This window comes from Winogradskyella sp. MH6 (assembly GCF_022810765.1).
Lineage (GTDB): Bacteria > Bacteroidota > Bacteroidia > Flavobacteriales > Flavobacteriaceae > Winogradskyella.
The window spans coordinates 2,150,505-2,174,139 of the sequence record NZ_CP094494.1; the positions used below are offsets into that span (position 1 = coordinate 2,150,505).

The 23,635-nt window shown below is 33.7% G+C and carries 24 protein-coding genes; 15 read left to right on the forward strand and 9 right to left on the reverse strand.

Annotated elements, in window-relative coordinates; genetic code table 11:
* The first annotated feature begins 198 nt into the window (after window positions 1-198).
* From MST30_RS09655 to MST30_RS09690, 8 genes are all read left to right on the forward strand, one after another.
* Entirely contained in the window at window positions 199-336 is a 138-nt protein-coding gene (locus tag MST30_RS09655) for a hypothetical protein (protein WP_243471201.1), read from the forward strand.
* A gap of 184 nt (window positions 337-520) precedes the next feature.
* On the forward strand, window positions 521-1,204 hold the full coding sequence (locus tag MST30_RS09660) for a putative outer membrane beta-barrel protein (protein ID WP_243471202.1): 684 nt from the start codon (window positions 521-523) through the stop codon (window positions 1,202-1,204).
* 49 nt (window positions 1,205-1,253) lie between these two features.
* Window positions 1,254-2,432, forward strand: a complete 1,179-nt coding sequence (locus MST30_RS09665) for an AIR synthase related protein (RefSeq protein ID WP_243471203.1) — start codon at window positions 1,254-1,256, stop codon at window positions 2,430-2,432.
* Between the two features lie 12 nt (window positions 2,433-2,444).
* A complete protein-coding gene (locus tag MST30_RS09670) occupies window positions 2,445-3,446 on the forward strand; it encodes a DUF3078 domain-containing protein (RefSeq protein ID WP_243471204.1) in 1,002 nt (333 codons plus the stop codon).
* Between the two features lie 458 nt (window positions 3,447-3,904).
* The gene (gene prfA, locus MST30_RS09675; RefSeq protein WP_243471205.1) at window positions 3,905-4,981 is read left to right on the forward strand and encodes a peptide chain release factor 1; all 1,077 of its coding nucleotides are present in this window, start codon (window positions 3,905-3,907) and stop codon (window positions 4,979-4,981) included.
* 36 nt (window positions 4,982-5,017) lie between these two features.
* Window positions 5,018-5,833, forward strand: a complete 816-nt coding sequence (gene pyrF / locus MST30_RS09680) for an orotidine-5'-phosphate decarboxylase (RefSeq protein WP_243471206.1) — start codon at window positions 5,018-5,020, stop codon at window positions 5,831-5,833.
* A 35-nt stretch (window positions 5,834-5,868) separates the two neighbouring features.
* A complete protein-coding gene (locus tag MST30_RS09685; protein WP_243471207.1) occupies window positions 5,869-6,651 on the forward strand; it encodes an ABC transporter substrate-binding protein in 783 nt (260 codons plus the stop codon).
* 182 nt (window positions 6,652-6,833) lie between these two features.
* Window positions 6,834-7,340, forward strand: a complete 507-nt coding sequence (locus tag MST30_RS09690; protein ID WP_243471208.1) for a hypothetical protein — start codon at window positions 6,834-6,836, stop codon at window positions 7,338-7,340.
* Here the strand turns inward: MST30_RS09690 and MST30_RS09695 are convergent, their stop codons facing one another.
* Entirely contained in the window at window positions 7,341-7,538 is a 198-nt protein-coding gene (locus tag MST30_RS09695; protein ID WP_243471209.1) for a Lacal_2735 family protein, read from the reverse strand.
* Between the two features lie 94 nt (window positions 7,539-7,632).
* Complete coding sequence (locus MST30_RS09700) at window positions 7,633-8,337, reverse strand: DUF4197 domain-containing protein (protein WP_243471210.1); 705 nt, start codon at window positions 8,335-8,337, stop codon at window positions 7,633-7,635.
* 161 nt (window positions 8,338-8,498) lie between these two features.
* Between MST30_RS09700 and MST30_RS09705 the strand changes: the two genes are divergently transcribed.
* Window positions 8,499-9,629, forward strand: coding sequence for a TlpA family protein disulfide reductase (locus tag MST30_RS09705; RefSeq protein WP_243471211.1), 1,131 nt, complete (start codon window positions 8,499-8,501; stop codon window positions 9,627-9,629).
* 34 nt (window positions 9,630-9,663) lie between these two features.
* Here the strand turns inward: MST30_RS09705 and MST30_RS09710 are convergent, their stop codons facing one another.
* Window positions 9,664-10,764, reverse strand: coding sequence for an OmpA family protein (locus tag MST30_RS09710; RefSeq protein WP_243471212.1), 1,101 nt, complete (start codon window positions 10,762-10,764; stop codon window positions 9,664-9,666).
* A 329-nt stretch (window positions 10,765-11,093) separates the two neighbouring features.
* Here MST30_RS09710 and MST30_RS09715 point away from each other — a divergent pair, with 329 nt between their 5' ends.
* The 3 genes from MST30_RS09715 to MST30_RS09725 all read left to right on the forward strand — a co-directional run bounded on the left by MST30_RS09715 (window position 11,094) and on the right by MST30_RS09725 (window position 15,711).
* Window positions 11,094-14,531, forward strand: a complete 3,438-nt coding sequence (locus tag MST30_RS09715) for a methylmalonyl-CoA mutase family protein (RefSeq protein WP_243471213.1) — start codon at window positions 11,094-11,096, stop codon at window positions 14,529-14,531.
* 70 nt (window positions 14,532-14,601) lie between these two features.
* Window positions 14,602-14,937 (forward strand): DUF3703 domain-containing protein, encoded by a 336-nt coding sequence (locus MST30_RS09720; protein ID WP_243471214.1) that lies wholly within the window; start codon window positions 14,602-14,604, stop codon window positions 14,935-14,937.
* Between the two features lie 234 nt (window positions 14,938-15,171).
* Window positions 15,172-15,711, forward strand: coding sequence for a sigma-70 family RNA polymerase sigma factor (locus tag MST30_RS09725; protein ID WP_243471215.1), 540 nt, complete (start codon window positions 15,172-15,174; stop codon window positions 15,709-15,711).
* Here MST30_RS09725 and MST30_RS09730 read toward each other — a convergent pair.
* Window positions 15,708-16,103: a hypothetical protein gene (locus MST30_RS09730; RefSeq protein ID WP_243471216.1), complete on the reverse strand. Its 396-nt coding sequence runs from the start codon at window positions 16,101-16,103 to the stop codon at window positions 15,708-15,710. The two genes, MST30_RS09725 and MST30_RS09730, sit on opposite strands and share 4 nt — an antisense overlap.
* 117 nt (window positions 16,104-16,220) lie before the next feature.
* Here MST30_RS09730 and MST30_RS09735 point away from each other — a divergent pair, with 117 nt between their 5' ends.
* Entirely contained in the window at window positions 16,221-16,664 is a 444-nt protein-coding gene (locus MST30_RS09735) for an Lrp/AsnC family transcriptional regulator (protein WP_243471217.1), read from the forward strand.
* A 2-nt stretch (window positions 16,665-16,666) separates the two neighbouring features.
* Here MST30_RS09735 and MST30_RS09740 read toward each other — a convergent pair whose 3' ends face one another.
* Genes MST30_RS09740 through MST30_RS09750 form a run of 3 tightly spaced genes read right to left on the reverse strand, consistent with a single transcriptional unit; the run spans window position 16,667 to window position 19,271 of the window.
* The gene (locus tag MST30_RS09740) at window positions 16,667-17,044 is read right to left on the reverse strand and encodes a VOC family protein (RefSeq protein WP_243471218.1); all 378 of its coding nucleotides are present in this window, start codon (window positions 17,042-17,044) and stop codon (window positions 16,667-16,669) included.
* Window positions 17,045-17,053: 9 nt separating this feature from the next.
* A complete protein-coding gene (locus tag MST30_RS09745; RefSeq protein ID WP_243471219.1) occupies window positions 17,054-18,028 on the reverse strand; it encodes a YpdA family putative bacillithiol disulfide reductase in 975 nt (324 codons plus the stop codon).
* A gap of 31 nt (window positions 18,029-18,059) precedes the next feature.
* Window positions 18,060-19,271 (reverse strand): MDR family MFS transporter, encoded by a 1,212-nt coding sequence (locus tag MST30_RS09750; protein WP_243471220.1) that lies wholly within the window; start codon window positions 19,269-19,271, stop codon window positions 18,060-18,062.
* 234 nt (window positions 19,272-19,505) lie between these two features.
* Between MST30_RS09750 and MST30_RS09755 the strand changes: the two genes are divergently transcribed.
* Window positions 19,506-20,108 carry a DUF1684 domain-containing protein gene (locus MST30_RS09755; protein WP_243473875.1) on the forward strand — a complete coding sequence of 201 codons (603 nt, stop codon included), beginning with the start codon at window positions 19,506-19,508 and terminating at the stop codon, window positions 20,106-20,108.
* On the opposite strand, the gene crcB is transcribed toward MST30_RS09755, so the two are convergent.
* Window positions 20,105-20,473, reverse strand: a complete 369-nt coding sequence (crcB, locus tag MST30_RS09760) for a fluoride efflux transporter CrcB (protein ID WP_243471221.1) — start codon at window positions 20,471-20,473, stop codon at window positions 20,105-20,107. The genes MST30_RS09755 and crcB overlap by 4 nt on opposite strands.
* Entirely contained in the window at window positions 20,474-21,487 is a 1,014-nt protein-coding gene (locus MST30_RS09765; protein WP_243471222.1) for an SRPBCC family protein, read from the reverse strand.
* Between the two features lie 87 nt (window positions 21,488-21,574).
* On the opposite strand from MST30_RS09765, the gene MST30_RS09770 reads away from it, so the two are divergent.
* Window positions 21,575-23,614 (forward strand): dipeptidyl-peptidase 3 family protein, encoded by a 2,040-nt coding sequence (locus MST30_RS09770; RefSeq protein ID WP_243471223.1) that lies wholly within the window; start codon window positions 21,575-21,577, stop codon window positions 23,612-23,614.
* Window positions 23,615-23,635: the final 21 nt, after the last annotated feature.

Below are 23,635 nucleotides of genomic sequence, written 5' to 3' on the forward strand. Positions count from 1 at the left end.
ATAGCAACACTTTGAGCTGTTTTTGTACGTAGTTATACGTATAAAATTTCGTTGAAAAATCAGAATTCGTGTTGTTTGTCGATAACAATTGCCCATTGTCGAAAACACTATTGATTGTTATAAAAAAACTAGTTTTCATCATTTTTACAAACGCATTATTTAGTATGTTTGTAATGCTATTAATCAATATTTGTAAAAATGAAGAAGTTACTATTAAGTGTAGCTATTCTAGTGGGTGCGACCTTAATTCTCTCACAAGACAATTCTGATGACATTAAAGATGTTGTAAAGGATGAGGTTGTCAATGTACAATCAACGCTACAGGCAGAATCTTAAAAACTAAGATATTAATCAGGCGTAAAGCCAAAAAAAATTATAAAAGGATAAAATCATATTATTGGTTTTATCCTTTTTTTTATACCGTTGGTCTTTGATTTTTTGATTAATTGAAAAATATTTCTCTATATTGTGATGCCTCAGATACTTAAATGACTTAAGCTTATTTGCTAATAGAGCTTGTATGATTGTTGTAAATAAAAATCAATTCCTAACAATAATTTTTATTTTTTTAAATCTATTTTTTGTAATTGCCCAAGAAGAGAATACTCAAGAAGAAAAAATAGAGCAAAGTAACGAAGAACTTTATAGAGAGTTGGATTTTTTAGAATTGAGAGGTACACACGCTGCTGATGCTGTTGTGGGTACTACAATGATTCTTGGAGACTATGCTGACTCTGAACTTGATGTTTTTTTTAGATTAGGTTACAAATACCACATAATAAGTAACCTTAATGTTAATTTATCGTTCAATAAATATAACATCGCGCTTGGCAATAATATCAATAAAGGTTTTATGTCCTTCGACCTCAACCTTGAGTATTTAGTAAGTCCTTATACTGAGCTTTCCCCTTTTGTTTTCGGTGGTTATGGTTATAACGCATCAAGTTCTTTTGAAGAAACACATACTAAAGTTCAATTTGGATTAGGTTTAGAGTACATAATTATGGAAGGATTAGGGCTAAAGCTATTTGGTGATTATAATTATGTGCTTTCTAATGAGGTAGAAGGTTTAATAATGCCAGATAGTGATGAATCTTTTTTGCGAGTAGGGTTGGGTGTAAATATTTATTTTGGTGGTAACAAAAGGAAAGAGCAAATATTAGAAGATATTGAAACCGTAATAAATTCTAATTTAATCAAATAATTAATTTCTATTCTTACTTTTGCACTACTAAGAATCATTACCAGTTTCAATGAGTAATTCTGTAAGCAAAAGATATGCCCAAAGAGGTGTTTCTGCCTCAAAAGAAGATGTACACAATGCTATAAAGAATATAGACAAAGGGCTTTTTCCTAAGGCCTTTTGTAAAATAGTGCCAGACTATCTTACAAATGATGATGAGTATTGCCTAATTATGCATGCAGATGGAGCAGGTACCAAGTCGTCTTTAGCCTATATGTATTGGAAAGAAACAGGTGATTTATCTGTTTGGAAAGGTATTGCCCAAGATGCCTTAATAATGAACATTGACGATTTGCTATGTGTAGGCGCAACAGATAACATAATGCTATCTTCTACTATAGGCAGAAATAAAAACCTTATTCCAGGCGAAGTAATTTCAGCAATTATAAATGGTACGGAAGAACTAATAGAAGATTTAAAGGGTTTTGGTGTCACTATTCATTCTACAGGTGGAGAAACTGCAGATGTTGGAGATTTGGTAAGAACTATCATTGTAGACTCAACAGTTACAGCTCGTATGAAACGCTCTAACGTCATAGATAATGCAAATATTTCTGAAGGTGATGTTATCGTAGGATTAGAATCTTTTGGTCAAGCAACTTACGAGACTGAATATAACGGAGGTATGGGAAGCAATGGTCTAACATCGGCAAGACACGATGTGTTTTCAAAATATTTAGCTAAAAAATATCCTGAAAGTTTCGACGCCTCAGTACCAGAAGACTTGGTATATTCAGGTAAAATCAAACTAACTGATGCAGTAGAGAATTCTCCAATAGATGCAGGTAAGTTAGTGCTGTCGCCTACCAGAACTTATGCTCCTATAATTAAAAGTATTCTTAATAAATACAATAGCGATAAAGTTCATGGGATGGTGCATTGTAGTGGTGGTGCACAAACCAAAATACTTCACTTTGTAGATAAGCTCCATATTGTGAAAGATAATATGTTCAAAATTCCACCGTTATTCAAACTCATTCAAGAGCAATCTAAAACAGATTGGAAGGAAATGTATCAGGTTTTTAATTGCGGTCATCGCATGGAATTGTATGTTAAGCCAGAGATTGCTGAAGACATTATTGCAATATCAAAATCATTTAATGTAGATGCTCAGATTATTGGTAGAGTAGAAGCTTCAGAGGATAAAAAATTAACCATAAAAAGTGAATACGGAACTTTTACTTATTAAACTATTGTAAGTATGCAGAGTATAAAAAAGAGTGTTTTAGTTTTTACGTTGTTATTTAGTATTGGTATTTCTGCACAGCCAGATTCTTTATTTTTAATAAAGCCAAAGGAGAAGTTAAATTTAGGTTGGAACACCAAAAATGAAGTAGGTTTTTATCTTAATCAGGTTTCATTTTCTAATTGGAATGCAGGTGGAACAAACTCAATTTCAGCAATACTTAGTGGAAAGGCATCAGCTAAATATAAAGAAGAAACTTATTTTTGGAACTCTTCTCTCAACCTACGTTACGGTTTAAATAAGCAGGAAAAACAATCACTGTTTAAAACGGAAGATGTTATTGAGGTAATTTCTAATTTTGGTATTGAGAAAAGTCCCGAAAGTAACTGGTTCTATTCTGCAAGGTTTAGTTTTAATACCCAATTTGCTAACGGATACAGTAGTCCAGATGATAACAATCCCATTTCAAGATTTATGGCTCCAGGCTATGTGTTTTTAGGAGCAGGTATGGAGTATGGTAGACATATAGAAAGATTTTCATTGTATGCATCACCATTAACATTAAAAACAACATTTGTATTAGATGAAGCATTAGCCAATCAAGGTGCTTTTGGTGTTAAACCGGCAATTTATGATATGGATGGGAATATTGTGAAAAAAGGTGAAAATACTCGTCAAGAATTTGGTATGCTGTTTACAGGTCAATTTGAAGATGAAGTTTTTGAAAACATAAAACTAAACTCACGTTTAAGACTTTACACGGACTACTTAGTGAACTTTGGTAATGTGGATGTAGATTGGGAAGTTAATCTAGATATGAAGGTCAACAAATTTGTACAAGCAACCTTAGGCTCTCATCTTAGATACGATCATGATATAAAGGCTGAGGTAGAAACAAACGAAATCACTAATGAGGAGGTTGTGGTAGAAGGTCCAAAAATTCAGTGGAAACAGTTGCTAGGTGTAGGAGTAGTTGTAGACTTAGATAGTATAGTTGCTGGTAGTTCAGAGCCCTGATATTTCTCATTAAATAAACCCTTTTATAAGTGATAGAAAAACACAAGTAATTAAGCTATCTAACAAAAATATAATACTGAAGAATTTAAGGTTAGACACACCTCTTATTTTATAAAAATTTAAGCGTTGTCTTAGTTTTCTGTCACTAATCATTATCCATAGCAAAAAGACCAAGAACAGTTTAGTGCAAAGCGCTAAAATTAGTTCTGGATTAATCACCGTAATAGCAATGGTCACTAAAAACGACCATAGAGCAAGCGGCTTATAGTAGTTTAGTATAGAGGTAAACTGCTTTCGCATACTACCTACAACGCTAAAAGACTAAAATTTATTTTTTAGAAGAGACACAAAATACAAACCCAATCAAATACGTAAACTCAGTATAAAGTTTCTGAATACTTAAATCCCGATTATCACATAAAAAATTGTACTTTTGATTTCCAATTTTTTGAAGAGAGATGTTAGAGAAAATACAGATTGTAAAACAACGATTCGATGAGGTAAACGACCTCATTATACAGCCAGATATTATTGCAGATCAGAAGCGTTATATTCAACTAAATAAAGAATACAAAGACTTAAAGAAAATAGTTGATAAAGGTGCAGTTTATAAAGAATTATTAGACAATATTTCTGAAGCAGAAGAGATTATAGCTGATGGTTCTGATGACGAAATGGTAGAAATGGCAAAAATGCAGTTAGATGAAGCTAAAGAAGATTTGCCAAAAATAGAAGAAGAAATCAAGTTCTTATTGATACCAAAAGATCCAGACGATAATAAGAATGCAGTTGTAGAAATTAGAGCAGGTGCAGGTGGAGACGAAGCTAGTATTTTTGCAGGTGATTTATATAGAATGTACTCAAAGTACTGTAGCGATAAAGGCTGGAAAGTAGACGTAGTAAGTACAAGCGAGGGAACATCTGGTGGTTTTAAAGAAATTATTTTTGAAGTTACAGGCGAAGACGTATACGGAACGTTAAAATTTGAAGCTGGTGTGCATCGTGTACAACGTGTGCCACAAACCGAAACACAAGGTCGTGTACACACAAGTACCACGACAGTTATGGTTTCTCCAGAAGTTGAAGAGTTTGATTACGAGTTAGACATGACAGAAGTGCGAATAGAGCGTACAACCTCTACAGGTCCTGGTGGTCAGTCGGTAAACACAACCTATTCTGCAATTAAATTACACCATGAGCCAACAGGTATGATTGTAAGTTGTCAGGATCAGAAATCATCTCACAAAAATTTAGAAAAAGCCTTAAAGGTTTTACGTTCTCGCTTATATGAAAGAGAATTAGAAAAGCAACAAGAGGCCGACTCAGAAAGACGAAAAAGCATAATAAAGCGTGGTGATAGAAGTGAGAAAATTAGAACATACAACTACCCACAAGGTCGTGTTACAGATCACAGAATTGGTCTAACACTTTACGATTTGTCAAATATCATAGACGGAGATATCCAAAAAATAATAGACGAATTAATGCTTGCAGAAAACACAGAGTTATTAAAAGCTAGCGACGAAACAATATAAATTTTTAGGCCTCTTTTTTGAGGCTTTTTTTATAACATGACAACACAACAACTAATCACTCAAATTAAAAAAAAGCAATCCTTTCTTTGCGTGGGACTGGATGTAGATCTAAATAAAATTCCTCAACATCTTTTAGAGGAAGAAGACCCAATATTTGCGTTTAATAAAGCTATAATTGACGCAACACATCAGCTGTGTGTGGCATACAAACCTAATACAGCATTTTACGAAGCTTATGGTATAAAAGGCTGGCAGGCTTTAGAAAAAACCATAAACTATCTTAATAAAAACTATCCAGAAATTTACACCATAGCAGATGCAAAACGTGGAGACATTGGTAACACAAGTACGATGTATGCAAAAGCTTTTTTTGAAGATCTAGGTTTTGATAGTGTTACCGTAGCACCATATATGGGCAAAGATTCTGTAGAACCATTTTTAACATTTAAGGATAAGCATACTATTCTTTTGGCGTTGACGTCCAATCAAGGTGCGTTCGATTTTCAAACCAAACAGGTTGAGGGAATTGAGTTGTATAAACAAGTATTAAAAACTTCAAAGACTTGGGAAAATTCTGAAAACTTAATGTACGTAGTAGGTGCAACAAAGGCAGAGTATTTAGCAGATATCAGACAAATAATTCCAGATAGTTTTTTACTAGTGCCAGGTGTTGGAGCACAAGGTGGTAACCTTCAAGATGTTTGTAAATACGGAATGACTGATAATATAGGTTTGCTTATTAATTCTTCTAGAGGAATAATTTATGCATCTCAAAATGATGATTTTGCACAGGCTGCGGCAGCAAAAGCTAAAGAATTGCAATTGCAGATGAAGGAAATTTTGGAACATTAAAATTTGTCATGCTGAACTTGTTTCAGCATCTTCTAATGAAATACTTAGATCAACTTAATAGAGAACTTCAACTTAACAAATCTCCAAAACGAATTGTATCGTTAGTGCCATCTCAAAGCGAATTGTTGGTAGATTTAGGACTAGAAAATGAACTTATTGGTATTACAAAGTTTTGTGTGCATCCTTCCTCGCTTCGAAAAAACAAAACCATTGTCGGTGGCACCAAACAAGTTAATATTGAAAAAATAAAAGCGCTTCAACCAGATATCATTCTTTGTAATAAAGAGGAAAATACAGAAGATATGGTAAAAGCGTTAGAGTCTATAGCGCCAATTCATATTAGCGATGTTAATACTGTTGAAGATTGTTTGGAACTCATCAAAATGTATGGTGCAATTTTCAAAATCCCTTCCAAAGCTTCAGAGTTAATAGAAGCTATTAAAATAGAAAGAGAGGAATTTCAATCTAATACAACATTTAAACAGAAACCAAAAGCTGCCTATTTTATTTGGAAGAATCCTTGGATGGTTGCTGCATCAAATACTTTTATTAATACGATGTTTAATGAAGCTGGTTTTAGTAATGTTTTTGAAAACGAAGCGCGTTATCCAGAAATACATCTAGATCATCCAAAATTAAAAGAAGCAGATTTTATATTGCTGTCTAGCGAGCCCTATCCCTTTAAATACAAGGATGTTGAAGATTTTAAAAATGAGTTTCAAGATAAAAAAGCTATGATAGTAGATGGCGAAATGTTCTCTTGGTATGGTAGTCGACTACTTAAATCTTACAAGTATTTTAAAACGTCTTTTTATTAAATAAAAAAAGTCGGCACCTAACTAAAATACCGACTTTAATCTAACTAACTTGTTCTAATCTCTTTTAAGACTTAATCTCTTTTGCGGTACAAAGATGTTGACTTTCTATGATTTATATGTTATGTTAATATTAGCATATAATTAAATGTAGTTTAATAACTTAAGGTAAAACTCTATCAATCATGAAAAACATTACACTACTGTTGACATTAATTTTATTTAACTCAACTTTAATAGCACAAAACTCTACTTGTAAATGTTGTACTGAAAAACATTCAGAATTCGATTTTTGGATAGGAACTTGGGAAGTTATCAATCCTGATGGTACTAAAGCAGGAGAAAATACTATTAAAAAAATGCAAGGAGATTGTGTGTTGCAAGAAAACTGGACAAGCGCTACACCTGGTTACACAGGAACTAGTAATAATTTTTACAACAATAAAATAAAACAATGGGAGCAAATCTGGATTGACAATCAAGGACAGAGTTTGCATTTAAAAGGAAACAAAGTTGGTAATCAAATGATTTTAAGAACAGACGATGAGAAGAATGCTGAAGGCAAAACTTTTTTTCATCGCATAACATGGACAGACAATGAGGACGGTACAGTAAGACAACTTTGGGAAACCATAACAAACGATAAAGATGTTACAGTGGCCTTTGATGGATTATATAAGCGCAAAAATTAACTATTCGGTAATTAACTTAGTATCATCAATAACAAACTTAAGTTTATTAAGTTGATGTAAAATTTTTGTGGCTTTAAACTCTGAAAAATCACTAAGCGCATGGTCAGTTTGCCTCAGATTGTAAGCATCCTCAATAAGTCGTAGGTATTCTTGTCTTAATTTAAACCTCTTTCGGAGCAATTTTTCTGAATTATGCACGGTAAAAGAATGTTGATTAGAACTTCTAATTTACTAAAAATTAAGTGAATAAAACTTGTATTGTTAATAAAAAAATATGTTAAAAAACGTTATATCAATCTTGTAGAGCAAATACTTTCTTAAGCAAATCTGTAGTTCTAGAAGAAACTTTAGTTCTTATTTCTTTTTCCTCAACAGCAATCATAGTATACACACCTTTTAAAGCTTCGGTGGTTACATAATCTGTTAAATCCGGATTTACATTGCTGGTAAGCGGTAAGTTGTTGTATTTGGTAATAAGGTTGTTCCAAATTTGATCTGCACCAACCTTACCAAAAGAATTGCTTATTACTGGTTTAAATTTATCGTAAAGCTGCGTTTGAGTTTTAGACGTTAAATATTCAGTCGCGGCATTATCCTCGCCAAGCAAAATATTTTTGGCATCATTAAAAGTAATGTCCTTAATGGCATTAACAAATATAGGTGTAGCTTCTTTTACAGCATCTTCGGCTGCCCTGTTGAGTGCTTTAATACCTTCATCAGCCAAGCTGCTTAATCCTACTTTACGTAAAGCGTCATCTACTTTTTGTAACTCTTCAGGTAAAAGAATTTTAACCAGCTCATTTTTGTAGAAACCATCGGTTTGGGTAAGCTTAGTAACTTGTTTATCAATACCTAAATCTAGGGCTTGGCGCAAACCAGCAGCCATATCTTCATTACTTATTCCACTTGTTTGTGGAAGTTCATTAATAACGTTTTGTAATTCTGCACAACCAGTTAAATTGAAGGCTATAAATAGGATAAAGACTCTCTTGATCATAATTCAGGATTTAGTTTTAAACAAAGATATTTTAAAATAAGTAGTACTAAAAAATTATTGACAATTTTAGTGCCAGAAAAAGGTTAGAAAGTATTTAATAGTTAAAATTCTTATTTTTAGCATAGTATTTGATTATCTATTAGTGAATTTTAAAATTCATCATGAATTGTTTAAATAAAAAAAATCTATCTGTAGTTGTAATTTTCTTATTTATGGTTAATTACACTTTTGGTCAGATAAAAGTCTCTGAGTTTATTCAGAAATCTACAATTGCTTCTCCCGATAATAACAAATTATTTTTTGTTGATTTTTGGGCAACGTGGTGTGTGCCATGTATTACGGCAAAAGAACATTTAAAAGTTTTGCAAAGTCAGTTTCCCAATGAATTTTATGTAGTCTCCTTATCTAGTGAAAACCCACTCAAAGTAGAGAAGTTCTTGAAGAATCATCCTAATAATTTAACGGTAGCCATTGATTATAATAAGGAAACTTTTGATAAGTATAATGTAAAGGTCTTGCCGGCAGGTGTGTTGTTTAATGCAAATGGTAAAGTGCTGTGGGAAGGAGGTGCTCCAGATTTAAAGAAAGAGATGGTTTCTAGGTTTTTAAGACAGCAAACAGCCAGAACATCGTTAAGTTCATTTTTTGATGTTGTTAGCATAGAGGATGAAACTTCAAATGAATATATTCCAACTGAAGCAATGGAGTTTAAACCTTTAGTAAGTGGTTTTGAAGAGCTAAGTGTTGTAGATAATGATAATTATTTAAAAGTTTCAGGCTCATTAAAATCTGTATTGGGATATCTAGCTAAGATATATAAGAATCAGATAGTTGTTGCAGAAGGCTTAGATACCAATTATGAAGTGTATTTCAAAAAACCATTCAATACCAATGAGAATTTAGCATTCAAACTAATTTCAGAATTAAGTTTAAGTGTGGATAGAAAGTTTAGTGAAGGAGAAGGTATGAGTTTTACTATAGATACTCCAAAGTTTTGGGATACTAATCAGATAGATTGGGGAAAGAATAATGCTAAGTATTTAATTGGTGACTCTCAAATACAAGGTGATAATGTGTCTTTAAAGGATATTGCTTATCAATTGGCAAATGTTTTAGACATGCCAATTATTATTCCAGATGATAGTGATATGAATTTAGCATTGCACGATTGGGATTTTCATTATAAGTTTTTCCAGTTAATGCAAATTGATTTAGAAGACAACTACGGTATTAAAGTTGAAAAGAGAACGATTACTTATCCAGTATATCATATAGAAAAAAAAGCTCCTTGACAAGGAGCTTTTTTATTAGAACACAGTAATTTCATTAGTTAGAAATAACTCTAAATTCTGTACGTCTGTTTTTTTGGTGCTGAGCTTCAGAACACTCCACACCGTTAGAACATCTATTGGTTAATCTTGTTTCACCAAAACCTCTAGCTGTTAATCGGCTTCTTGAGATGCCTTTAGATACTAGATAGTTTACAACAGAGTTTGCTCTTTGTTGTGATAAAGATTGGTTGAAATCATCATTACCTCTAGAGTCTGTATGAGACATAATTTCAATGCTTACATTACTATCATTTAAGATTGGTAATAATGTGTCATCAATAGTCTTCTTAGATGCCGATGTTAATCTAGCACTACCTAATTCATAAAAAACAGGTAACACATTAGGATTTAATAACTCACAATCAACTTCTTCCCAAGTAGTAATACCTCCTTTTTTGTCTAATACAGTTCTTGTAACTGTTTGGTATTGTGCAGGTATTGTGTTAGTCTCTGTTCTGGCAGGTGTATCTACAACTCTTCTTTTGATTGTAGTGTACTCAGCAGGAATTTCTATCTCATCCATTCTTGCAGGAGTCTTAATTACACGCTTTTTGTAAGTTGTGTTTTGTTCTGGTACAGGTATTGAATTGGTGCTTGCATCAGAAGCTAAAGTTGTAAAGCTTACATCTCTAGATTGAGCAGGATACTCAACAAAACAAGCGGCAACACAGTCGTCCTTATCTACAGAAGGGCAATCTTCTAGTATTTTATATTCCCAACCAGAAGTTTTCGGGTAAATTTCAAAAGTTCTAGAATCACTTCCAAAAGTTGCAGGAACAACTTTTAAATCTGTGCGTCCTTCTTGCTTTACATAAGGAACCTCAACAGTTTCGTATGTAGCAGGTACATAAACAAACTTTTTAGAGGCTTCTTTTACTAATACGCGCTCTTCAACGGTTTTGTATGTTGCAGGTATTACTTGTAGAGTAGTGTAAGCTGGGTAAGTTTGAATAGTCTCTTCAACATCTTTAAACTCATCTTTAGTAATACATTTTACATAACATTTACCTGGTTCAGGGTTTGTTGGTGGTCCTTGTGCTTTTGAAAATCCTATTCCGGCAACAAAGCAAACTAGTAATAATAATTTTTGTTTCATAAGAAATAAATAATTAGTTAATGGTTATAGTTTATTATAATGAGAATTATCGTCCCATATGTTCTTGTTAGACACGACATTTCTTCATGAGTCACATTACTTTGTTTTAAATGCTAAAATTACATGTTGATTATGAGGGTTTTAGGGTTTTGTTTGTGATGGCTTGATTGAAAATCAATTTGGCTGAAAGTCTATATATAACTTAATTTTTTAAGAATAAAAACTTGAGCTTACTTTATCATCAATAATGATTATATATTTATTAAACTTTTCGAATTTTTTTTGAATATTCCTTAAATTTGCACCTCAAATAAGTAGGATTTTTACGAATGGAACAAATCGCACCATATAAACCAAAACATAAAGTACGTATAGTAACTGCAGCATCCCTTTTTGATGGGCACGATGCAGCTATAAATATAATGCGTCGCATTATTCAATCTACAGGAGTAGAGGTCATTCATCTTGGGCACGACAGAAGTGTAGAAGAGGTTGTTAATACAGCCATACAAGAAGATGCAAATGCGATAGCAATGACGTCTTATCAAGGCGGACACAATGAGTACTTTAAATATATGTACGATTTATTGAAAGAAAAAGGGGCAGAACACATCAAGATTTTTGGTGGTGGAGGTGGAGTAATTCTTCCTGAAGAGATTAAAGAGCTAATGGATTATGGTATCACCAGAATCTATTCACCAGATGATGGTAGGGAAATGGGATTACAAGGAATGATAAACGATTTGGTTCAAAAATCAGATTATGCTATTGGAGATCATTTAAATGGGGAAGTTAAAGAGCTTAGCAATAAAAATCCAAAATCGATAGCAAGAGTTATTTCTGCTGCTGAAAACTTTCCAGAGGTTGCAAAAGATGCTTTAGAAACTATTCATAATAAAAATAAAACTTCAAAAACACCAGTTCTCGGAATCACAGGTACAGGTGGAGCAGGTAAGTCGTCGTTAGTAGATGAGTTGGTACGTCGCTTCCTAATCGATTTTCCTGAGAAAACAGTGGGATTGATTTCTGTTGATCCTTCAAAACGTAAAACAGGTGGTGCATTATTAGGAGATAGAATCCGTATGAATGCCATTAACTCACCTCGTGTATATATGCGCAGTTTGGCAACACGTCAATCTAACCTAGCGCTTTCAAAATATGTAAATGAAGCGGTAGAAGTTTTAAAAGCGGCTGAATACGATTTAATTATCTTAGAAACATCTGGTATCGGACAATCAGATACTGAAATCTTAGAGCATAGCGATGTGTCACTTTATGTAATGACACCAGAATTTGGTGCAGCCACACAGCTTGAAAAAATCGATATGTTAGATTTTGCAGATTTAGTAGCGATTAACAAATTCGATAAACGTGGTGCTTTAGATGCTTTACGTGATGTGAAAAAACAATATATGCGTAACCACAATTTATGGCACGAAGATCCTGATACAATGCCTGTTTTTGGTACTATCGCGTCTCAGTTTAACGATCCTGGAATGAACACGCTCTACAAAGCGATAATGGATAAAGTAGCTGAAAAAACAAATGCAGATTTAAAATCGACATTCGAGATTTCTAAGGAAATGAGCGAGAAAATTTTCGTCATTCCACCATCACGCACGCGTTACTTATCAGAAATTGCCGAGAATAATAGAGCTTACGACAAAACAGCTGATGCTCAAGTAGATGTAGCTCAAAAGCTTTACGGAATTTTTAAAACCATTTGTTCGGTAGGAAATGTCACCTTGAGCTCAGTCGAAAGATCTTTTATAGGAAAACAAGGTTTAGACCAAGATGAAATCTTGAAACAAGTTCAGGATGACAAGAAGGATTTTATTAAAATGCTTATCGCAGAATTCGATCGCGTAAAACTAAACTTAGATCCTTACAATTGGGAAATCATCACAGGCTGGGATGATAAGGTCAATCGCTATAAAGATCCAATTTATAGCTTCAAGGTGAGAGATAAAGAAATTAAGATAGAAACGCACACTAAGTCGTTATCGCATTCAGATATTCCTAAGGTAGCTTTGCCAAAATACCAAGCTTGGGGAGATATTTTAAGATGGTGCTTACAAGAAAATGTGCCAGGAGAATTTCCGTATGCTTCAGGATTATATCCTTTTAAAAGAACAGGTGAAGATCCAACGCGTATGTTTGCTGGTGAGGGTGGTCCAGAGCGTACCAACAGACGTTTTCACTATGTAAGTTTAGGTATGCCAGCAAAGCGTTTATCTACAGCTTTCGATTCGGTAACTTTATACGGAAATGATCCAGATTACAGACCAGATATTTATGGTAAAATTGGTAATGCAGGTGTAAGTATTTGTTGTTTAGACGATGCTAAAAAACTGTATTCAGGATTTAATCTAGCTGATGCTATGACGTCGGTAAGTATGACTATTAACGGTCCTGCGCCAATGTTGTTAGGCTTTTTTATGAATGCCGCCATAGATCAGCAATGTGAAATTTATATCAAAGAAAATGGCTTAGAAGATGAGGTTGAGCAAAAGATAAAGGCTGTTTATAAAGACAAAGAACGTCCTAAATACAACGCCGAGATTCCTGAAGGAAATGATGGTTTAGGGTTGATGTTATTAGGTGTTACAGGTGATCAAGTATTACCAAAAGACGTCTACGAAGACATTAAAGCAAAGACAATTGCTCAGGTAAGAGGAACGGTTCAGGCAGATATTTTAAAAGAAGATCAGGCACAGAATACTTGTATTTTCTCAACAGAATTTGCCTTACGTTTAATGGGTGACGTACAAGAATATTTTATTGAAAATAATGTGCGTAACTTCTACTCAGTTTCTATTTCAGGATATCATATTGCTGAAGCTGGTGCTAATCCAATTTCGCAGTTAGCGTTTACACTTGCTAACGGGTTTACGTATGTAGAATATTACCTAAGTAGAGGAATGGACATCAATAAATTCGGACCGAATTTATCATTCTTCTTCTCAAATGGTATCGACCCAGAATATGCGGTAATTGGTCGTGTAGCACGTAAAATTTGGGCAAAAGCCTTAAAGCATAAATATGGTGCTAATCCAAGAGCACAAATGTTGAAGTATCATATTCAAACATCTGGTCGTAGTTTACACGCTCAGGAAATTGATTTCAACGACATTAGAACTACGCTTCAGGCACTTTATGCGATTTACGATAATTGTAATTCGTTACATACAAATGCGTATGATGAAGCGATTACAACGCCAACGGAAGAATCCGTACGTCGTGCAATGGCAATTCAGTTGATTATAAATAAAGAATTAGGTTTAGCTAAGAATGAAAACCCAATTCAAGGCTCTTTCATCATAGAAGAACTAACCGATTTAGTAGAAGAAGCAGTATTGACTGAGTTTGACAGAATCACAGAACGTGGTGGTGTACTTGGTGCTATGGAAACGATGTACCAACGTTCAAAAATTCAGGAAGAAAGTTTATACTACGAAACGTTGAAGCATAATGGCGAATTCCCAATTATTGGTGTAAATACATTCTTGAGTAGTAAAGGGTCACCAACAGTGCAACCTGCTGAAGTAATTAGAGCGACAGAAGAGGAAAAAGAAAACCAAATTAAGACGCTACAAAATTTACATAAAGCAACTGATACAACCGAATTATTAAAAGACTTGCAGAACAAGGCTATTAACAATCAAAATATTTTTGAAGCTTTAATGGATGTTTGTAAAGTATGTAGTTTAGGGCAAATCACATCAGCATTGTTTGAAGTTGGTGGACAGTATCGTCGTAATATGTAAGTGGTTTTTTCTTAATCTCTTTTTGCATCTTTTTCATAATTCAGGCGTCTATTTGTAAAATAGCGTGGTTATGAAACAGAATAGTATTAAAGATGCATTTTATAATGAATTGCAACTCGGAAAGAAATTACTTAAGGAAAACCAATTTTCTGAAGCATTTTATCATTTTGAAAATGCACACATTTTAGGGCAAAAACATTTGTATAGGCACACGGCTTCCCATTTTTGGCTGTTATTTTGGGCAATAAGAAACCAAAGTATTAAGGAAACTTTAGGGCAGATTTTTAGAATCCTAGCTTCGGTTTTATTTACATTGATTTGGGTTCCTACAGGAAATACGGGTGGTGCAAATGTTTCGGCAGTACAACCAATGCCAATACGAAAAGAGCTTCAAAAATATTTTTAAGAAAAGTTGCATCTTTTTTCAACTTATATCGTCTATTAGGTGAACATTAAATCTTTAAGTTATGAAAACAGATAAAACATGCCAATGCAACTGCGAACCTTGTAACAATGGAAAATGTACAGATTGTACTTGCGAAAATTGCACATGTACCAATTGTAATTGTTAAATTTATTGTCACTTTGAGTGAATTCTTTATTCGGTAAATTCACTCAAAGTGAATAGTTTATTTTGATTATGACTACTAAAGAAGCTTGGGATACCTATTCAGCAGATATAAAACGTTTTATAATTAGTAAAATGAATGATGCTAATATTGCGGATGATATTTTGCAAGATACGTTTATTAAGGTGCATACAAAGCTTCATACTTTACGAGATGACGACAAGTTAAAACCTTGGCTTTTTTCTGTGGCTAGATATACCATTTTAGACCATTTTAAAACTTCAAAGATAAAAGTAGAACTGAATGGTTTTGAAATTGAGGATACTACTTTAAACTCTGAGCATACAGAAAAAGATTGCTTAAGAGGTATCCTTGTAAACTTGCCTAAAAAGTATAGAGAGCCCATTTTCTTGTCAGATATAATGGGTTTAAAACAAAAAGAAGTCGCTGAGCGTTTAAATCTTTCCTTACCAACAGTTAAATCTCAAATACAACGCGCCAGAAAACAAATTGCACAAGGTTTTATGGATTGTTGTGGCTACCAAATGAACGACGAAGGGCATTTAGTTGGTGAGATTAAAGATAAAGAGGATTGTAAGGTTTGTAACTAAAGCGTTAACATCCAACTGCGCTTTAGTTTTCTAAAAGTTCTTATTTCACCACGAAGAAGAGGTAAGTAATCTTTACCGTTACTTTTAGAACGTTCTAAACGTCTGCAATTACTATAAAGTTTGCTGGTAAGACGCTCTAGGCTCTCTAAGTGTTTGTGCTTTTTTATTCTGCAATTCTCACGTTCTACATTAATAATTTCTGGTGCGAGATTAGAAGACTGCTGCACAATATCACCAGAAAAATAGATGTCATTGTCTTCTGTACCATCTTCATTTAAATATGATAAATCGTGATTTAAATATGTAGAAATGCTTCGAGAAAGCATAATAATGTCCATTGCCTTTTGATACACAGGCAAATCCGACAAATGTGATGGTAGGTGGTAACTCATAATTTCAATAGCAATTGTTACGAAATTACTCAGTAAAAACGAAATTTTACTTTAAATATTAAAGTTAAACTGTATATTAGCTTTAATATTTATGTTATTATGGTATAATTTATTTAAATGAATATTGATAAGCTAAATTGGAAGATTTTAAAGTGTCTGCAACATGATGCACGTATGTCTAATGCAGAGATTGGAAGGCGTGTAGGCATAAGCTCACCGGCTGTGAGTGAGCGTATTAAAAAGATGGAAGATGCCGAAATTATTCAGGGCTATACCACTTTTGTTTCCCCTTTTGAAGCAGGCTATCAGTTAAAGGCATTAATTACTTTGAGAGCTTTTATGGGTATGCTAAAACCCTTTCTGGAAAAAGTCAAAACTTACGATGAAGTTGTTAACTGCTACCGAATTACAGGAAACGAAAATATTGTGATGGAAGTGGTTTTAAAAAATCAAAAACACCTAGAAACATTTATTGACCAATTAATTACTTATGGCGAAACTAAAACACAGATTGTGTTGTCTCATGTAATAAAATATAGCGAGATAAAGCCTTTGAAGTAGCCTTAATTTATTCGCCAAGGCGGATTTTTTCTATTCTCACCAGCAGTGTAAATGATTATTGGATTTAGGTCTGGGTCTTTCAATTTTATTTCTGTCCATAACCACGATTGTTTGGTAATTTCTGTATCGAAAACGATACCTTTTTGTTTTAGCGTATCTACAGTTTCCGTAAGGTTATCAACTTCAAAATAAAGAATGGTTTGATTGTTTTTCGATAAACTTTCAACCTTATGAATTGAAAACGTGGTATCACCATCAGGACATAAGAACCTAATATATCTCGGCATTGCATCTACGATAAGTTGCAATCCAAGTGTTTTATAAAACTCAACAGATTTTGCAACATCTAGAGATGGTATGGTCACTTGATTTAAATTCATAAGTCCAAATTATTCAATAGATTTTGAAATGTGTTCTGCAATCATTTTGGCGTGAATGCGAGAGTTTTCAATAAACCATTTGTGTGTTTCCATTCCGCCACAAATCACACCAGCGAGATACAAACCTTCAACGTTTGATTCCATGGTTTTATCATTATAAACAGGAATATGCTTTTCGTCCTTTGAAAATTCAATTCCAGCGCTATCCAAAAACTTAAAATTGGGTTGGTAACCTGTTAAAGCAACTACATAATCGTTTGGCAAAGTGATTTCTCTATCAGGTGTTTTAATGGTAATCTGATGTTCTTCAATTTTGGTGATTTCAGAATTAAAATAGGCTTTAATGCTACCCTCTTCAATGCGATTAAGAATATCTGGTCTTACCCAGTATTTTACACGTTCTCCAATACTTTCGCCACGTACAACCATTATAACATTTCCACCTTTGCGGTATATTTCTAAAGCGGCATCTACAGATGAATTACTGGCACCAACAACAGCAATGTTTTGCAAGGTAAAAGGATGTGCTTCCTTGTAATAATGAAACACTTTTGGTAAATCTTCGCCAGGAACATTCAGCAAGTTTGGTATGTCATAGAATCCAGTAGCTATAATGACCTTTTTCGCTTTGTAACAACTTTTGCTCGTAACGACTTCAAAGTGATTTGAAATCTTTTCAACAGTTGCCACTTCTTCATACAGCTTAATATGCAATTCGTTTGAAGTTGCCACTCTTCGATAGTACTCTAAAGCTTCGTTTCTAGTTGGTTTTGGATTATTGCTTATAAACGGAATAGCATCAATTTCCAGCTTTTCAGAAGTTGAAAAAAAAGTCATATTCAAAGGATAATTAAAAAGCGAATTGGTTAATGCACCTTTTTCAATTACAGCGTAGTTCCAGTTATGTTTTTTACATTCTAAGGCGCAGGCAATTCCAATGGGTCCTGCGCCAATGATTATGATGTCTAAATCTGTTTTATTCATAGGGTTTACAAATGTAATTCAATTCGTAATCTTAGTTTAATCTGCGCTCTTTTATTAACATTCTTTTTAAATATAAGAGCATAGTAATTCCAACAAAACCAAGGCCAAGCATTATAAACCAAGTGTTATCATAACCTAAGTTGTCAACTAGTCTCAGACCAATATTATGTCCAAAAATATGTGCAATGGAAAAAGACATTACATACATAGATAGGTATTCACCTTGCTTTCCTTTTTTAGCGCGTTCCATAGCAAATGCGTTTGAAAACGGAAAGGCAATCATCTCACCAATAGTCATAAATAAAATACCAATGACTAAGATGCCAATCCATGATGTTAGGTTAATGACTAAAAAGCTCAAAGCTGTTAGTAATAGTCCAAATACAGTTAATCCAATTTTTGAACGTTTTAGGTGTTCTAACCAATGAATTAATGGCATTTCTAATAAAAATATAAAGAAGCCATTTAAGCCTAGAATCAACCCAATTTCAAATGCTGTTAAAGAATGAATTTCTTTATAGTACAATGGCATAGTTGAAAAATATTGCAAGAATACAACGCCAAAAATTACCATAGCAATAAAGAATACCCAAAACGGTTTGTCGCTGTATACTGATACTGGATTTTCAACTTTAGTTTCGTCTATTGGTTTTGCTTTTCTAGGGTTTAAAACTAAAACCAACAATAGCGTTGCCAATATACAAGTAATACCATCTACCCAAAACAAGCCACCATAACCCATTGTGGCAATGATTAATCCTCCAACAGCTGGACCTGCTGAAAATCCTAAGTTTATAGCAAGGCGAATTAATGTTACTGAACGTGTTTTGTTTTCAGGTTTACTATAAACACTCATGGCTACAAACATTGCTGGTCTGAAGGTGTCTGCCACTAACATTACCAAAAATATACCTAAACAGATACTGGCAAAGGAGTCTAAAAACTGCAACGCAATAAATAAGATACCTGTACTAAAAAGGCTTCTTACCATAACTTTATAATAGCCGATAGAGTCGGTTAGTTTTCCTCCAATCCATGTGCCAATAACCGAACCCAAACCAAAGACACTCATTACCCAACTAATTTGCGCTAAGGATAAGCTTTTATCTTCCTCTAAGTACAAGGTTAAAAACGGAATGACCATTGTGCCTGCACGATTAATAAATGTGATGAGTGCAAGCCACCAAACTTCATTAGATAAACCCTTAAAGGTTTTAAAGTAATTATTGAATAGTGTTTTCATTTTGATTGATTGTTATAAAAATAAAAAGTCCGACGGTACCGTCGGACTTTTAAATATTGTTTAATAGTATATAAGCATAGCTACAATAGATAATACGTCCGAATGTTTTCCGAAGAAATCGTCCAGGTTTGTTTTGTATATCTATAGACTGTTAACATATTATTTTCTAATAACTTGAATCAAAACTACAATAAAATTTGATAAGTTGTATTTTTGAACTTTAAATATTTAATGATGAAGAACTTCTTTTTAATTTTTTTAATGGTATGCACAGTAGCTTGTGCTCAAGATAAACAAACGTTAAATGGCGAAACCGAGTGGCAAAAAGAGATGAATGCAGAATTTAAGGATGCCAGTAAATCGCCATTAAAGAAAAAGGATTTAAAAAAATTTAAAGGGCTAGATTTCTTCAAATTTGATTCTACTTATGTAGTTACTGCAGAATTTACCAGAACGCCAAAGGCAAAGAAGTTTAAGATGGAAACGACCACAGATCGTCTTCCTGAATATGTGCAATATGGTGTTTTAAAATTTACACTTAAGGGAGAAGAATATGAATTAAAAATATATCAAAACATAAATCTAATAGAACGAGAAGGTTATGAAGACTATTTGTTCTTACCATTTTTAGATGATACCAATGGAGAAGAAAGTTATGGAGGAGGACGATATATTGAAGTCAGAATTCCAGAAGGTAATACTATAGAAATAGATTTTAATAAAGCTTACAATCCGTATTGCGCATACAACGAAAAGTACTCGTGCCCAATTGTGCCTAGAGAAAATTATTTACCACTAAAAGTTGAAGCAGGAGTAAAGGCGTTTGAAAAACACTAAGCCTTCACCAAATACATTCCTAAGAAAACGGCTAAAAACCCAACAATAAAACTAGCAATAGTATATATCGCGAAAGTCATAAAATCGCCTGATTTTAAAAACACATGATTTTCATAAGCGAAGGTTGAAAACGTGGTAAAACCACCACAAAAGCCTGTTGCAAGTAGCAAGGTTTGGTTTTGCGTAAGACTATCATTTTTGGCAGCAAGTCCGAGTATAATCCCAATCAATAAACTACCTAAAATGTTAGCAGCAAAGGTGCCATACGGAATTCCGGTTTCACTGCTATTAAGCCATTTACCGATTAAGAATCGCAAAGCGCTTCCAAAACCACCACCAATAAAGACAAGGATAATTTGTTTCATCTATTTTATAGGAATGTAGATTTCAGTAACCCAATCCGCAGGGTTTGGATAATGTCCTGGGTCAGTGGTATAGATTTCAAAAGGCTTTTCTTCAGATTGCTCTAAATTGTTTTTAACTAAGTAAGCCATAGTTTCTTCCCAAGCTTTACTAAGATTGGTATAATTACCTTTTAAGGTGGTTTTTAAAACCTTGATATTAGGGATGAAATTAATAGAGACATCAGAACCTTCACGTAATGTGATTTTCTCATTAACGGGAATTCCGTTGCTCATAATAACGTCAGAAGAACTCATATCGTTGTAAACCGTTAGTGGCATTCCAGATTGTTTTATGCCATTTTTACCCATAAACATCATGATAGCACCAAAATTTTCACCCATTTTAACACTTATATTCTGAGCATTAGCATTAGTCGTTTTGTACAAATAATAACCACCACCATATTCGGTAATGCCATCTATTGTTACTTCATAACGCTTCATGTCTTCTTGTGTAATGCTATCTAGTTTTTCTAAACTACGTTCGTAATGAGGACCAATTAGTTTTTCCATACCTCCCATAAGTGTAGAGACAAGTTTAAAGGCAAATGGTAAATTTTTTCCAGAAATATCCCAAGTCACATCTGTAGAGCCATCTTCTTTAGCTTCCAGTTTCCATGACACATCTGATTTAGGAAACTCAGCAATCTGCATTTCTTGGGTTATAGAGTTGTAAGGGTTAGCAGCAACCGTCGTCATTGTGCCAACACCATCTTTGTCTTCCCAAGAATACGAACCGCCAACACCTTCGTGTTTTTCAGGAATGGTAATTTTCATTTCAGGATCGGCTTCAATCCAAGACGACCAATCTTTCCAAGTTTCAAAATCTATAATTTTATTATACAGCACTTCTTGAGGTGCTTTTATGTTTCGTGTTCTGGTAACTTCAAAAGAATTTGGCTGTACTGCAATAAAAATTGATAATCCAATGAATAGAATTAACAACAGCAGAAGAATATATTTAAGAGCCTTCATTTTTAGCATGATTTAGTAGTTATCCAAAGATAGTAATTTGTCTTATAAGTGTTACATTTGTGAGAATTCAAAAAAATTAACTTATATATGAAACTAAAATCAATAGTTGTAATCTGTCTTATGATGGTTTTTGCTTGGTCTTGTAAAGAAGAAAGCAAAGAGCCTGTGAAGGAGGCTGTTACAGAAAAAGTAGCTGAGAAATTTGATTTTAATGTTGAGCAATTTGCCGATATTAAAGTTTTGCGTTATCAAATTCCGGGATGGGAAAATTTGAGCCTAAAAGAGCAAAAGTTAGTGTATTACCTTACACAAGCAGGTTTAGCTGGTCGTGATATTATGTGGGATCAAAACTACAGACACAACCTTAAAATCCGTAAAGCTTTAGAAAATATTTACACAAACTATGCTGGTGATAAAACTTCTGAAGATTGGAAAGCTTTTGAAGTATATTTAAAAAGAGTTTGGTTTAGTAATGGTATTCACCACCATTATTCTAATGATAAATTAAAACCAGAATTTTCAAAAGACTATTTGAATACGTTGTTATCAGCAACAAATACAGAATTAAAAGGAGAGGCTTTCGATGTGATCTTTAATGATAAGGACACTAAAAAAGTAAATCAGGCTAAAGGTGTTGACAATGTAGCTTTGTCTGCGGTTAATTTCTACGGTCCAGATGTAACTAATGACGATGTTATTGGTTTTTACAAAAACAAAAAATCACCAAATCCTGAGCAGCCATTATCATACGGTTTAAACTCTCAACTTGTAAAAGAAAATGGAGAATTAAAAGAGCGTGTTTATAAATCTGGTGGACTTTACGGTTCTGCAATAGATGAGATTGTAAAATGGTTAGAAAAAGCTCAAGGTGTTGCTGAAAATAAAGCACAAGGTGATGCTATTGGCTTATTAATAAAGTACTATAAAACAGGTGATTTACAAACTTGGGACGATTATAACGTCGCTTGGACAGCAGCAACTGAAGGTAATGTAGATTACATTAACAGTTTTATCGAAGTGTATAATGATCCATTAGGCTACAGAGGTTCTTACGAAACTATCGTGCAAATTAATGACTTTGATATGTCTAAAAAGATGAAAGTATTATCAGACAACGCACAATGGTTTGAAGATAATTCACCTTTAATGGAAGAACACAAGAAGAAGAATGTAGTTGGTGTAACATACAAAGTTGTTACCGTTGCAGGTGAAGCGGGAGATGCATCTCCAAGCACGCCAATTGGTGTGAATTTACCAAATGCCAACTGGATTAGAAAAGAAGTAGGTAGTAAGTCTGTTTCATTAGGAAATATCATTAACGCTTATAATAATGCAGGTAGTACAGGTAGATTGAAAGAATTCGTTCATGATGAAGAAGAGTTGCAATTGGAAGAAGAATACGGACAATTGGCAGATAAATTGCATACCGCATTACACGAAGTTATCGGTCATGCTTCAGGTCAGTTAAATCCTGGAGTTGGTGAGACCAAAGAAACGTTAAAAAATTATGCATCTACTTTAGAAGAAGGTAGAGCAGATTTAGTAGGCTTGTATTATTTATACAATCCAAAATTACAAGAATTAGGTTTAGTTGAAGATTGGCAAAAAGTAGGAAAAGCAGCTTATGATGGTTACATCAGAAATGGTTTAATGACACAGTTAATCCGTTTGAATTTAGGTGACGATGTAGAAGAAGCACACATGAGAAACCGTCAGTGGGTTTCTGCTTGGGTATTCGAAAAAGGAAAAGCAGATAATGTTATTGAAAAAGTAACCAGAGATGGTAAAACATATTTCAATATTAATGATTACGATAAGCTGCACGAGCTTTTCGGACAATTATTAAGAGAAACACAGCGTATTAAATCTGAGGGTGATTACTCAGCTGTTGAAGCTCTAGTTGAAGGTTATGGAGTTAAGGTAGACCAAGATATTCATGCTGAGGTCTTAGAGCGAAACAAGCAATTTACATCTGCACCATATAGTGGTTTTGTGAATCCTGTTTTAGTTCCTGAAACAGATGAGAACGGTGAAATTACAGCTATTAAAGTAACGCAGCCAGCAGGTTTCCCAGAGCAAATGTTAGAGTACAGTAAAACGTATAGTTTTTTACCAGAGGTAAATTAAATAGACGTTTGTATTAAGATT